The sequence below is a fragment of the Kitasatospora sp. NPDC057500 genome (assembly GCF_042802195.1).
Lineage (GTDB): Bacteria > Actinomycetota > Actinomycetes > Streptomycetales > Streptomycetaceae > Kitasatospora.
Genome location: NZ_JBHVER010000217.1, coordinates 1 through 12,612 on the forward strand (window position 1 = coordinate 1; position 12,612 = coordinate 12,612).

A 12,612-nucleotide genomic window follows, 5' to 3' on the forward strand; every position below is an offset into this window, starting at 1 on the left:
TCGGGCGGTGACGTTGACGAACTTCGGTTGGGCCCGTCCGTCCGGCAAGCGGTCACACTTCGGTGAGACCGGTCAAACTTCGTTGAGACGGGTCACAGTGTCCTCCGACAGGCGATCGTGATCGATTGCCAAGCGATCTTGACCGGTTGAAGGTGCGCTGCCGCCGGTGCCGTCGCGTGAGTGCGGGAGCCGCCGAGCGGCTGCTTGCCGTGCGGGCGGACCGGCTCCGATCACCATCTCGCGATGTCGGGGCCGACCCTGGGCAGGGCCCAGGGCTCCACCGTGCCCGTGACCAGGTCGGCAAGGAACTGGACGGCTCCGCCGGTGTAGTGCCACCAGGCGGAGCTCCGCGAGGCGACCGTGACCGTCCACTCCTGCGGCCCGGCAGGACCGGTGGCCCACAGGAAGAGGTCGCCCTGGTTCGAGCCGGCCCAGGGAAGCAGCCCGCCCGGCGCGGGGAAGGGGTGGAACGGCGCGGCGAGGCTCGCCTCTGAGCACAACTCCTCCAGATCCTCCAGCGATCCGCGCGCACCCTCCACCCAGAGCTGCTCGTGGCCGCGCTCCGGCCCGCCGAAGCCGAGGAAGCCTCCCAGGCCGAAGGTCGGGTAGAGCTCGCGAAGGAGCTTGAAGTCCTCGGGCAGGGCAGTACCCAGGCCGGCCTCCACGAGCCGCCAGTCGACGCGTCTGGGCTCTGGCAGGCGCAGAGCCGCCAGGCCCGGAACTGCGCTCTCCAATGCGGCGACCGCCTCCGCAGGATCGGTCAGTCGGCGAATCGGGGCCTGCGTACCAACGAAGTCATCCATGCGAGCAGGGTGCCAGGGCAGCAGCCGGCAACCGCACCGCCCCCAGTGGTCAAGATCGCTTGGCAATCGGCCACGATCAGCTGTCAGAGGACAACCAGCACACCGCCCACGGGAGCCATCTCGCCGAAGCCGTGACCGCGCTGCTGGCGGCCCACGACCAGCTCGGCGGCGAGGCGCTGGCCCTGCTGGCCGCCGAGAAGGAGGACACCCCCGAGGGGCGCCGGGCCCGAAAGGCACGCACCGCCCTGTGTGAGGCCGCCGGCATGCTGCTGACCGCCGTCCAGGGACTGTTCACCGTCCACGGGAGCACCGCCCTCGGGATCGACGGCGCGACCCGGCGCGGTCGGCCGCCACGGGTCGACGGCCATCTCCGCGGTGCCGAGCCCGAAGACCGTCACCGCCGTCGGGTTGCCGGGCACGTCCGGGTCGGAGTCGGCCGCGTGCACGGCCAGGCGCTCCGGGTCCTCCGGCTGCTCGACCACCACCACGATGCCCACCACCCCACTCTCCAGCCCGCGCAGCCGACCCCGCACCCGCAGAACGGCCTCCCGGACCAACCCGCCGACCGGTGAGATCTCCGCCACCCCGGCGAGTTCCGCCCCGGGACGGTAGGTGGGTTTCGCCCCGCCGACCTCACCAGCGCAGGTCACAGCCGTGCACGCAGCGCCGCTGCTGCACCCGCAGCACGCCAGTGCAGCAGCAGGACAACCGGTTCAGCAGCCGTGCTGCCGTCGGCCCGGTACCGTCCCTTCGAGGGCGCACAAAGAGGACGCCTCTCCTTGCCAGGGATGCGTGCCGCTCACGGTGCTCGCGGTCCGAACCTCTCGACGTTAGGAACAGTAGATGACTGACAAGGCGTTACCCCCGTCCGCGCCGATCTCCGTGCGGCCGAGCCCGCTGTTCGGGCTGCCCCTCGCGGCGGGCGGCCTGCTGATCTCCTTGCCCAAGGCGCTCGACGGCGGCTCGACCGCACCGGTGTATGCCATCGCGGCGGTCGTGAGCGCCCTGGCGCCCGCGGTGGTGCTGCTGCTCTCCGTCACCATCGGCCGCGGCCGGATCACCGTACGCCGGGGTCTGCGCCGCACGTGCCTCCCCTTGGCGGAACTGCGATCGGTGGCGGCCGAGGGAAACAGCGATCGGGGGCCGCACACGCTTCTGCTGGAGGACCGCGACGGGACACGCTGCCGGATCCCCCTGCTGGCCGTACGGCGCCGGGACCGGCAGCGACTCGTCACCGCCCTCGAACGTACCGCCCCGCCCGGCGCCGTACGACAGGACCGGGCCCTACGGCACCTGCTGGGTCTTCCCGGCTGACAATGTGGTTCCGGGCTGTCCGACGCCGACGCCCCAGCTGTGGCGGGAGACGACGGCGAACTTGGGCGGCAGCGCCGCGGCGCTGAGCTCAGCTGTGCCACCTGGGCTCCATGCGGCGCGGGCCAGCTCGTCGGCCGCCGGGACCACCCGAACGGCCGGTGAGTTCCCCACCCCTCCGGTGAGTTCCGCCCCGGGGCGGCCGGTGAGTTTCGTCCCGCCGACCTCACCAGCGCAGGTCACAGCCGCCCGAACAGTGCTGCTGCACCGCAGCACGCCGGTGCAGCAGCGGGACAACCCGGTACAGCAGCCTGCCCCCTGCCTCGCCGGGTTTCGCCCCGCGCCCGGCAGCGAGGCGAAAGGCGGCCGGCGCGTTGGGCCCGGCGGTGACGATCCCGGGCATGGACAGCGCCCCGCCGACCGCCGCCACCGACCAGTCGGCCACCAGCGAGGATCCGGCCCGGCTGCTCCGACCCCGTCCCGACGCCGCACACCGGGCGGCCGCGCACCTACGGCTCCCGGTCCTGCCGCAGCAAGGTCGACCGCGCCAAGGCCAAGGCCCGCGAAGAAGCAGGCGCCGCTGCACCCGACCCGGCCGCTGCACCGCCCGGTGCAGCAGCCGACGACGCCCTGGCCCGCTGGGGCGAGGACGGCCGACACCTCCTCGGTCTACGGCACCCGCGCCTACATGGCCGCGCAGGACATCCGGGACAAGGCCCGCTGGCCGCACCTGACCGAGCACGAGCGCCTCATGGCTCGCTCGCGCGAGCGGATCGACCGCTGGGACCACGACGAAGACCCGGACGACGCCGCCGTCCCGGAGGAGACAAACGCCCCGCGAGGCGAAACCCCGACCACCCCCTCCCCGGCCGAGCAGCCGCCCGCCCCCGCTCCTGAGCCGGACGCAGGCCCGGTGCCAGCCCAGCGGTCGGCGGCCGCCGCAGCCGAGCAGGCCCGCCGGGAGGCCTGCACCGACCCCGAGCGCCGCTTCGACTTCCCCGACCTCCTCGACGACCTCGACCCACCTTCGGCCCCGGCTGGGAACTCGGCTCCTGGCTCGATCCCGCCGCCCAGGGCGTCCTCCAGCTGCGCCTCGACAGCACGCCGATCGGCTGGACCGCGCCCCTGCCCGACGGGCCGTGGGGACAGGCCGGCTGGATCGCCTGCCTCTACCAGCCGGACGGTGCCCGGCTCCTCGTCGACACCTTGTCCCGGCCCAGGACCCTCCCCACCGCGGACCTGGCGCTCGACGCCATCCTGCGCGCTCACCAGACCAAGGCGGCCTCGGCCCGCTGACCCGGCCTCACCGGGGCGCGGGGCCGCCGTGGTGGTGCCGGGCAACGGCTTCCAGCAGTGCCTGCCGTGCGCCCCACAGCCGGCCCTGCTCGGCGGCCAGGGCGTCGGCCGCCCACACCGGCATCGGCCGCCCGAGCGCCGCCTCGTCCAGCGCCCTCGCCAGCACGGCGTCGGCCTGCCTCCAGTCCTCCAGCTGCCGCACCAGGCCCCGCACGAAGACGTCGACGGCCCCGGCCGGGTCCCGCCCGTCCTGGCGGGCCTCCTGGGCGACCTCGCCGAGGACGTCCTCGTCCAGGTCCTCGAACACGGCCTCCCACCGCGCGGCCACCAGCCGCTGATGGCCGGCCAGCAGGCTCTGCAGTCCGTCGTCGACCGACTCCTGCGACCAGGGAAGCGGGGACCGCGGGGCCCGGCCCACGACGGCGAAGGCCCGCCTGGCGACGCGTGGCCCAAACCCGGCACCGCGCCGAGGGCGGGGAGAGGAAACGCTGCTCACCCTCGCTCCAACGCCGACGACCCCGGATTCGTCATCCCGGCCGCCGAAACCCCAGCCCATGACTGCACGGCGTCCCGATGCCGCACAGCCCGGCCGCCAGCACGCCCGTACGAAGGGTCACCGGCGCCGGCCCGGCGTGCGGCCCGAGTGCATCTCATGAAGTCCGCCACGCCGGTGCTCCCGCAGGCGGTGCGCGCCACAGGCGATGGGAACTGGCGCGCACCGCCCTGACCCCGATCCTCCCAGGCCCCCAAATACCGCTCGCCCCATGCGACTTCTCGGGTTGGTGTCAGTACTGGTGAGAGGTTGATGGTGGTGCTGGTCCGAGGGCCGGGTTCGGGCTGGTCGGGTGGGTAGTCGGGAGGGGTGGTCTGACTGTCGTGGGGGTGAGAGATCTGATGCCTTCTTCAGGGCGGTGTCGCTTGGATCTGGTTCATGGGCGACAACGGTGGGGGTGTGGGGCGGGGGTTGCCCCGGGCTTTGGTGGTACGGCGTCTGGTGGAGCGCCAGGCGGTAGGTGAGCTGACGTCGCGGCATGTGCGGGCGGTGGCTGACACGGTGGGTGTGTCGGTGAGGACGGTGTGGCGTTGGCTGGCGGAGGCGAACGCGACCGGCGAGGTGGACGGCAAACCTGCCCGCCAGGGCTACACGATGTCGGACCGGACGTGGGCGCTGCTGGCCGCGGTGGGTGGGAACGTCGCTGAGCTGCACCGCCGGATGCTGGCCTGCGGTGAGGAGGGGGTGCCGCCGTTGGGGACGTTGCACCGGGTGGTGCGCCGTGACCGCCTGGCGGGCCGGGTGCTGGTCATCGAGCGGGAGCCGGGTCTTGCCGAGCCGCGGCGTACCGATCCGCTCGCCGAGTTGGGCCTGGCGACGGTCAGTGGCGCGGGGCTTGGTGGGCAGGTGTTCCTGCGTGAGCAGACCCGCCTGGCTGCGGTGCCGGTCCTGGTGCCCGGCGCGCAGGTCGTCGTCACACCCGTGGTCGCGTCGGTGGTGCAGCGCGTCGCGCACGTCGCGGCGGTGGGCGCGGTGGCGTGCCTGTACGGGGACGCGGGGCATGGCAAGACGGTGGCGCTGCAGTACGCGCTGTCCCAGCTGCCGGAGCCGGTCAGGGTACGGCGGGTCCATGTCGGGGTGAACCCGTCGGTGCCGGAGCTGCGCCGGGTGCTGGCCGAGGCGCTGGAGTTGAAGCGGCTGCCGCACTCGACCGTCGCGGCGGACCTGACGCTACTCGAGGCGTTACGCAGGCCCAGGGTCCTGGTCCTGGACGAGGCGCAGCGCCTGCCCGCAGCCGCGCTGGAGTTCCTGCGGCAGCTGTGGGACCACCCGGACACGGACGTGGCGCTGCTCTTCGCCGGTGCGGGGGCCGAGCGGGCGCTGCGCAGGGTGCCCGCGCTGGCGTCGAGGGTGCTGACCTGGGAGCTGGTGCCGCGACTGTCCCCGGCCGAGGTGGGGCCGGTGATGGAGGCGTTCCACCCGCTCTGGGGCCAGGTGGCTCCCGGGGACGTTGCGTGGGTGGAGGAGCACGTCGGGCACGGCAACTTCCGGACCTGGGCGAAGGTGACCTCGCATCTGACGGCAGAGGTCTACGGCCAGGCCCGCCCCGTAGTCGACCGCCGCCTGCTGGAGCGGGTCAGTGCCCGCCTCACCGGACCGTTGTGACGCCACCGCCAGCCCATCGGCCCCGGATGCCGGCACCGCAGCCGCCGCACCACGTGAGACAGAGCCGGGCAGCCCCTCACCCCGGCTTCGAGGAAGGCAGGAGAGCGTGAGCGACCATTCACATCCCGAGCCCGGATCCGGCGCGGCCGCCCACGGTGGCTGCGAAGCCGCCGGCGGCGCTGCCGGCACCGGCACGGCGGCCGATGCCGTTCTTCCTCCGGCGACCCTGGCCGCGCTGCGCGGACCGGCGGTGCGCCGCCTGCTGGCCCTGCGACAGGAGCGCGCTCTGACGGCCCGACAGGTCCGGCTGGCCGCCCGGCACCTGGCGGTGACCGAGCGGACGGTGTGGCGCTGGCTCGCCGCGGCCGAACGCGACCCGGCCGCGGCCCGCGAACCCGGTTCCCGCGCCGGGACCGGCACCCGCTTCACCGTCACACCCGACGTCCGCCATCTGCTGGCCCTGTGGAAGGGCAACGTCGCCGCGGTCCACCGCGAGCTGGCCGTCCTGGCCGCCCGCCGGGACCCGCCCGGCCGCCCGCCGTCGCTGCCCACCCTGCACCGGGCGATCCGGCGGGACCTGAGCGCGGGGGAGCGGGCGGGACTGGCAGCGGGGGAGCGGGCCGCCCGCAAGCACGACGTGTTCCTCACCCGCCCGCGCGGGCACCGCAACGCCGTGTGGGAGACCGACCACAAACAGGCCCCCGTGCTGGTGGACGTCGACGGCCAGGCCCGCCAGCCGTGGATCACCTGGTACGTCGACTGCGCGACCAACGCGATTGCCGGCCTCGCCGTGACGCCCGGCCGGCCCTCCCGCGAATCCGTCCTGGCCGCGCTGCGCGCCGCCGTGCTGCGGACCGGCCCCTACGGCCCCGTCGGCGGCCTGCCGGCAACCGTCCGCATGGACCGGGGCGGTGACTTCCTGTCCCGCACGGTCACGGCCGCCTTCGAGCTGCTGAAGGTCGAGGTCGAGGACCTGCCCGCCTACACCCCGCACCTGAAGGGCACGGTGGAGGGGCTGAACCGTTCGGTGGAGCGGATGCACCTGGCCGCGCTGCCCGGCTACGTGCACCAGCCCCGCCCGGGCCGCCGTCCCCGTCCCGCGGACCGCCACGGCCTGCTGTCCTTCGAGGAGTTCACCACCGGCCTGATCGCCTGGATGGTGTGGTGGAACACCGAGCACCGCCCGGCCCCGCTCAAGGGCAGGACTCCGCTCCAGGCGTGGCAGGACGACCCCGCGCCCGTGAGGGACATCCCGCCCGGGGACCTGTGGACGTTCACCCTCGAGGACGACCGCGCCGAGCCCAGGGCGGTGACCACCCGCGGCGTGAGGTTCAAGAACCGCTACTACGTCGCCCCGTGGATGACCGGCCGCACCGGCACCCGCGTGAGGGTGCGCCACATGCCCCACCACCAGCACGAGATCGAACTCTTCGACCCCACCACCGGCCGCCACCTGGCCACCGCCCACCTCGCCGACGAAGCCACCCCCGAGCAGATCGCGGCGGTGCGCCGCGCCCGCACAGCCCGCACCCGCCGCCTCAAACGCGACCTCGAACAGGCCCAAGCCCAGCGCCACGAGCGCTACGCCGCCGCCACCCGGCCCGAGGCCCCACGAACGCTGGGCACCCTCACCGCCGCCGAGGCCGGCCGCGAACTGGCCACCTCCACCCACACCGACCTGACCGCCCTCGCCCGGCCCGACCTCATCCCGCCCACCGCCCCGCCCGGGCACTGGAACACCCCGCCCGGCCTGCTCACCACCACCCGAACCGCCACCGAAGCGACCCGAAAGCCGACCCCGTGACCGGACTCCTCCCGCCCCAGGACAGCGACCAGTACCTGCGCCTGCCCGGCGCCCAGGTCGTCACCACCCGCGCCCTGCTCGCCGCCCGCGACGACCTCGCCGACACGATCAACGCCCGCGCGATGATGTGCGTCCACGGCGGCGCCGGCTTCGGCAAGACCCTGGCCGTCAACACCTGCCTGCGCGACCCCGACCCCGCCGAGGACATCCGCCGCATCACCTTCCGCGTCCGCCCCACCCCCCCCCCGCGCCGTGCGCCACGAACTCTTCGCCGCCCTCGACCTGCCCGGCACCCCGCCCCGCGGCCCCAGCGAGTTCGACGCCCTGCTGCGCGAAGCCCTCGCCCGCACACCCCGCACCCTCGTCGTCGACGAGGCCCAGTGGCTCAGCGGCGAGGCCTTCGAGTACTTCCGCTATCTCTGGGACGACCCCTACACCCAGCTCGCCATCGTCTTCGTCGGCGGCGAAGGCTGCCACCAGGTGCTGCGCCGCGAACCGATGCTCTCCTCGCGCATCTTCATCTGGCAGCACTTCACCCGCCTCACACCCGAGGAGGTCGGCGCGGTGATCCCGCTGTTCCACCCGGTGTGGGTCGGCGCCGACCCGGAGGACATCGCCTTCGCCGACCAGCACGCCGCCCACGGCAGCTTCCGCGCCTGGGCCCAGTTGACCGCGCACGTGCGCCTCGGCCTGGAACGAACGGGGCGGGAGCGGGTGGACCGCGAGGTGCTCGGTTGGGCGTTCAGCCGGCTATGAACGACAGGCCTTTTCCCGCGCACGGCGCAGCTCACTCGGGCGGGCCCTCGGAAGTGGCTGGGCCGCCGGGCCTCGCCAAGGGCAGGTGCGAGAAGTGCTGGCCGCCTGCCGGATCACTCACCATGACGGCACGCTTCCTGGCCGTCGACCTGCTGCTGGACCCCGCAACGGTTCTGGCGCACTCGCAGCGGCGCCTCCTGCCGCCGGTGACGGTGGTCCTCGACCGCGGCGACGACGCCCGCTTCACCGCCGCCGCGCTGGCCGCCCACCGGCCCTGGGCCGGGCGCATCACCGTCCATCCCACTGTGGGAACGGCACGCACCGCAGTCCTTCTTCACGATCACCTCACCGCACTTGGCAGATCGGTTGCCGGCCTGCGGGCGCAGGGCCTTGCGAAGGAATCGGATACGGAGCGCGCAGTGCGTTTGTGGATGTGGGCCGAGGGCGTCCGCCACGTCATCGTCCTGCGGTCCCACTTGCGCATCGACCTGCACTACCTGCTGGATTTGCACGCTGCCACCGGCTCCGCCCTCACCCTCGTCTGGCACGCCCCCACCCTGGGGCGCGACCTGGCACTCCTGCTCAACAGCCTTGACCATCGTGTCGTCGACACCCTCACGGCGGCCCGTGACGCCTTCGACGAAACCGTCGTCCACACGCCGTGCGTCCCGGATACGCCGCCCTGCGCCCGGGGCCGGGTTCTGATCCCGGGTTGGGATGTCCCTGTCGCCATCCTGCCTGCGGCGGTGGTTCTGGCGAGGATCCGCCGTCATGCCGCGCACCCGGTCCAGGCCGGGGCACTGGCCGCGGCCTGGCTCGCCGGTGTGTCACCGCACCGTCTGCGCGGCGCGCGGATGCAGGACCTCACCCCCGGCGCCGTTGAACTGGCTCTGCCGACAACAGTCTCGTGCGGCCCGGGGCGTATCAGCCCCCACGGCATGAGGGAGGTCTTCCCCGTTCCGGCTCGGCTGCGACCTTGGCTGCTTGCCGCGGCGCACTACCGCCGCCTGGAAGGCGCTGGGGACGAGGCGCGACTGTTCACCGGGGTTCGCGAAGACCGCCTGAGCTCCATGGCTGCCGCATGCGGGATCCATATTCCCTCCTGACCCCACCATCATCGCTAGGCCAGGCGGCGCGGCGGACGAACCCTGCCGGACGTACGTCGCCAGCGCGGGGTCGGTCTACGAGACAGGGGCAGCGCAGCCTGCAGAACGGGGGTGACCTCGTGATCCGGGCGGCGTCCGACGTTAGCGGCTGGGCGGTCGGGCAGGCCCGGCGAGCCCCCGTGGCTGGGCAGGCGGAGTTCCGCAGTTTGCAGGTGCTGGCCTGCTCATATGGTTGGTCGGTTTGAGCGGGTGGTGAGGTGGGTGTGGATCTGTTGGTACAGGTCCGTCACCTCGGCCGGCACCTCGGTGTGGGCAGCCGCGAACGCGGCACCGATGCGGGGCTTGCTGGCGCGATGCTCGGCCTGGACGGTGTCGAGCAGCGTCTTGTCGAGTTGAGCGAGGAAGGCCTCGATCTCGCCGGCCTTCGTTCCGCCGGTGCCGAAGGCGTCGGCCAGGGTGAAGACGCCGGCGCGGCTCCAGTAGGCCCGCCAGGCGGCGAAGTCGGCGTCGGCGGCGGGTGGGTCGTCCGGGGCGAGGCGGAGCTTTCTGAGCTGCTTGCCGAGGTTGGCCGTGGGAGCGAACGCCGGGCCGTCGGCGATGACGGCCCAGGGGATGCCGAACGCCTCCAGGTAGTTGATGTACCCGCCGAAGCTCGCATCGCCGTTCACGTCGACCATCGCGATGTTCGCGCTCCCCGGGTCACCGAGGCCGGCAGGGTCCTGGCTCCACCACTGGCTCAGGGCACCGAGTTCGGTGGCCCCTTCGCACAGGATCACCCCCGAGGCGAACAGCAGTGCTCGCACGTCGGAGAGGAGGAGTCGCTGCATCCAGTTGGCGAGCTGGGGGCGGTGTGTGGCGGTCACGGAGCTGACGCGGGTGCCGTCGGACTGCTGGGTGAGGCGTACGACGCGGTCGAGGTCCGTGATGTCGGAGCAGGGGACCATGTCGGGGCTGTGCGTGATGACGATGCCCTGCACGTCGGCGAGGTGGCGAGAGAGACTGCGCTGGACGGTGGGGTGCAGGTTGACGGCCGGTTCGTCGAGGACGACGACGCGGCCCGGCTCTCCTGCCAGCAGGGTGGCGAGCAGCAGGGACTCCTGGACACCGGCGCCTGCGAACTGGACGATGCGGGCGCTGCCGGCCGGGCCGACGAGGATGTCGATCGCCATACCCTGGTCGGCGGTGGGGGTGCTTTGCAGGTGCAGGTCGAGCCGCGTGATGTCCTTGAAGGTCGTCCGTGCCTGTGCGAAGCGCTGCTGCTCCTCGATGCTGCCGTTCTTGAGGCGGTACAGCTCGGCGGCCACCGCGCTGCCGTCGCGCAGGTCGGCGGGACCCCGCAGCTGTGCGAGGGGGAAGTCCCGCGCGAGGGGGAGCCGGCGGTTGTCGGTGAGCACCAGGCTTTGACGCAGTACTGCGGCGAGGACGGAACGGAAGTCGTAGCGTTCCTGGCCCGTGTGTTCGCGGCCCAGGGCGTGCGAGAGCGCCGCGATGGCGGATGGCTCGACGCCCGAGCCGTCGGTGAGGACCGGGACGTCGACGGCACGCGCTCTCGTGGGGTCGATGTTCGCCATGATGCGGGCGAAGTCGATCGCCGCAGGTTCCGCCCTCCCTGTCTGCGGCGACGCCTCCTCCCGCAGGAAGTGGTAGATCATCGGCGCCTCACTGCCACGCTTCTCGGCCCCCGCTTCCGTGAACCGCAGCAGCGGCGAAGCAGAGCCGCCCTCCGTCCAAGGCGGAAGCTGGCCGCGGCAGAGCCAATCGGCGTGGGGCCCGCGGAGGATCCACTGCATCGGCTGGCCGTCGTGGTCGAACTCCCAAGCAGCCCACCAGCGGGTCCGGCGGCGTGCCGAGAACGCGATCCGCAGCGTGCCGCGAAACAGGGATGTGACGGAGTCCGCTGCAACGTTCAGCCCCGGAAACAGTGCGAGCACGCCTCTCTCCGGATGCCCTATCTCACCATGAGCGTTGAGTGCGTTGGCGGCTACCGCGGCTACCGCGGCTTCCGCGAACAACCGCACCAACTCCTGCTCCCCGGGCTGGTCCAGTTCGATTTCGAGGCTGACGGTGTAGGCGGCGGCACCGAACCGGCCAGCCCGCTCGTACAGCTCCAACGGATCGGAGCCGTCTCGGGAGCCGCCAAGTCCTTGCTCCAGGACCAGCAGAGGCAGCGCGACGGCGGTGCCCAGGTTCGACTTCCCGGCGCCGTTGGGCCCGGTGACGACCGTCGTCCCGGGCCTCAGAGTGAGGTCGAGGGAGGCAAGGGAGAGGAAGTCCTGAGCCGCTATCGAGTGAATCTTCATGAGACGCCGTCCGTCCGTGCCTGGCCGATGCGGAGGAGCATGGCAGACCGCGATGGTCGGCAATGGGCTTTTCGCCTGACAAGCGGAGCTCATCGCTTTCGCGCTTGTATGACTTACTAAAAAGGCGTGGACAGTGCCGGAGGGGAGGCGTAGGGTCATCCTAGCGTTTTAAGTTAAATGAATAGGCGTGAAGGTTGTGGGTGTGTTCGTGACGACGGGGCAGGTCGGGACGGCGCTGGGGTGCTCGATCCCGACGGTGAAGAAGCTGCTGGCCACCGGTGTGGTCCCGGGCGTGCGCGAGCAGGGCCGCCAGGTGTTCCCGCTGGCCGCTCTCCAGGCGCTCCAGATCTGCCCGGCCGCTGACCTGACCGTGCTCGGCGTGCCCGAGGTGGCGGTGCTGCGCTCGGATGCCCCGGCGCGGGTGGACGAGCCGGACCGCGAGTGGATCGGGTTCGGCACCGCACTGGACGAGGCGCAGCTGCTGGCGGCGCTGTCGGGCTGGTGGCGGTGCGATCCGGCGAGGGTCTCGGTCGGCGGAGTGCTGCCGGTAACGGTGGCCGGGTTCGTGGTCGCGGTGCTGACCGGCCTGGCCGAGTGGGAGTCCGACGGCACGGTCGGCACCACGGGCCGGTACCGCTTCCCGAAGGCCAGGTTGGCCGGCTACCTGACCGACCTCACCGCCCCCGCGAACGCCGCCGCCCCCGCCGATGCGGAGGACGCCCGCCTGGCGGGCCTGCTGCTCGGCACCCGCCTGCCGTCGGTGTCCGGTGGCCCGATCGCCTACGTCGCCACCAATTCGACCACCGACCAGTCCGCCACCGAGGGGGAGTGAAGCGCTGATGGACCGGAAGTCGTACACCGCCGAGCTCGCCGGTCTGCGCGAGCTGCGCACCGAGATCGCGGCCGCTGAGAAGGCCGTCGCCGCCGCGCAGAAGGAGCTGGACAAGCTCACCGCCCAGCGCTCGCGCCGCGTGGCCGGGCTGGCGGGGTACGAGGGCGCCCAGGCCGCAGCGGTCGCGAAGGCCTCCGGGCTGTCGGTCGGTGACGTGGTGCGGATCGCCCCGCTGCTGGACCCGAC

Annotated in this window: 12 protein-coding genes; 7 read left to right on the forward strand and 5 right to left on the reverse strand. The window is 72.8% G+C overall.

The window, feature by feature from the left end; all coding sequences use genetic code 11:
• Positions 1-230: 230 nt before the first annotated feature.
• A complete protein-coding gene (locus ACFU74_RS31380; RefSeq protein ID WP_380762937.1) occupies positions 231-803 on the reverse strand; it encodes an SMI1/KNR4 family protein in 573 nt (190 codons plus the stop codon).
• An 83-nt stretch (positions 804-886) separates the two neighbouring features.
• Positions 887-1,453, reverse strand: coding sequence for a hypothetical protein (locus tag ACFU74_RS31385; protein WP_380762940.1), 567 nt, complete (start codon positions 1,451-1,453; stop codon positions 887-889).
• 193 nt (positions 1,454-1,646) lie between these two features.
• Between ACFU74_RS31385 and ACFU74_RS31390 the strand changes: the two genes are divergently transcribed.
• Positions 1,647-2,117, forward strand: a complete 471-nt coding sequence (locus tag ACFU74_RS31390; RefSeq protein WP_380762942.1) for a hypothetical protein — start codon at positions 1,647-1,649, stop codon at positions 2,115-2,117.
• A 223-nt stretch (positions 2,118-2,340) separates the two neighbouring features.
• On the opposite strand, the gene ACFU74_RS31395 is transcribed toward ACFU74_RS31390, so the two are convergent.
• Positions 2,341-2,559, reverse strand: a complete 219-nt coding sequence (locus ACFU74_RS31395; RefSeq protein WP_380762945.1) for a hypothetical protein — start codon at positions 2,557-2,559, stop codon at positions 2,341-2,343.
• 858 nt (positions 2,560-3,417) lie between these two features.
• Positions 3,418-3,828: a hypothetical protein gene (locus tag ACFU74_RS31400; protein ID WP_380762947.1), complete on the reverse strand. Its 411-nt coding sequence runs from the start codon at positions 3,826-3,828 to the stop codon at positions 3,418-3,420.
• Between the two features lie 624 nt (positions 3,829-4,452).
• Here ACFU74_RS31400 and ACFU74_RS31405 point away from each other — a divergent pair.
• From ACFU74_RS31405 to ACFU74_RS31420, 4 genes are all read left to right on the forward strand, one after another.
• Complete coding sequence (locus tag ACFU74_RS31405) at positions 4,453-5,568, forward strand: AAA family ATPase (protein ID WP_380762950.1); 1,116 nt, start codon at positions 4,453-4,455, stop codon at positions 5,566-5,568.
• A gap of 250 nt (positions 5,569-5,818) precedes the next feature.
• Positions 5,819-7,372, forward strand: coding sequence for a Mu transposase C-terminal domain-containing protein (locus ACFU74_RS31410; protein WP_380762965.1), 1,554 nt, complete (start codon positions 5,819-5,821; stop codon positions 7,370-7,372).
• Positions 7,373-7,624: 252 nt separating this feature from the next.
• Entirely contained in the window at positions 7,625-8,128 is a 504-nt protein-coding gene (locus ACFU74_RS31415; RefSeq protein WP_380762953.1) for an AAA family ATPase, read from the forward strand.
• A gap of 122 nt (positions 8,129-8,250) precedes the next feature.
• Complete coding sequence (locus tag ACFU74_RS31420; protein WP_380762955.1) at positions 8,251-9,234, forward strand: hypothetical protein; 984 nt, start codon at positions 8,251-8,253, stop codon at positions 9,232-9,234.
• A gap of 224 nt (positions 9,235-9,458) precedes the next feature.
• Here ACFU74_RS31420 and ACFU74_RS31425 read toward each other — a convergent pair whose 3' ends face one another.
• The gene (locus tag ACFU74_RS31425) at positions 9,459-11,534 is read right to left on the reverse strand and encodes a TOPRIM nucleotidyl transferase/hydrolase domain-containing protein (RefSeq protein ID WP_380762958.1); all 2,076 of its coding nucleotides are present in this window, start codon (positions 11,532-11,534) and stop codon (positions 9,459-9,461) included.
• A gap of 202 nt (positions 11,535-11,736) precedes the next feature.
• On the opposite strand from ACFU74_RS31425, the gene ACFU74_RS31430 reads away from it, so the two are divergent.
• Complete coding sequence (locus tag ACFU74_RS31430; RefSeq protein WP_380762961.1) at positions 11,737-12,366, forward strand: DNA-binding protein; 630 nt, start codon at positions 11,737-11,739, stop codon at positions 12,364-12,366.
• Between the two features lie 7 nt (positions 12,367-12,373).
• On the forward strand, positions 12,374-12,612 hold a 239-nt coding region (locus ACFU74_RS31435; RefSeq protein ID WP_380762963.1), incomplete at its 3' end, for a hypothetical protein.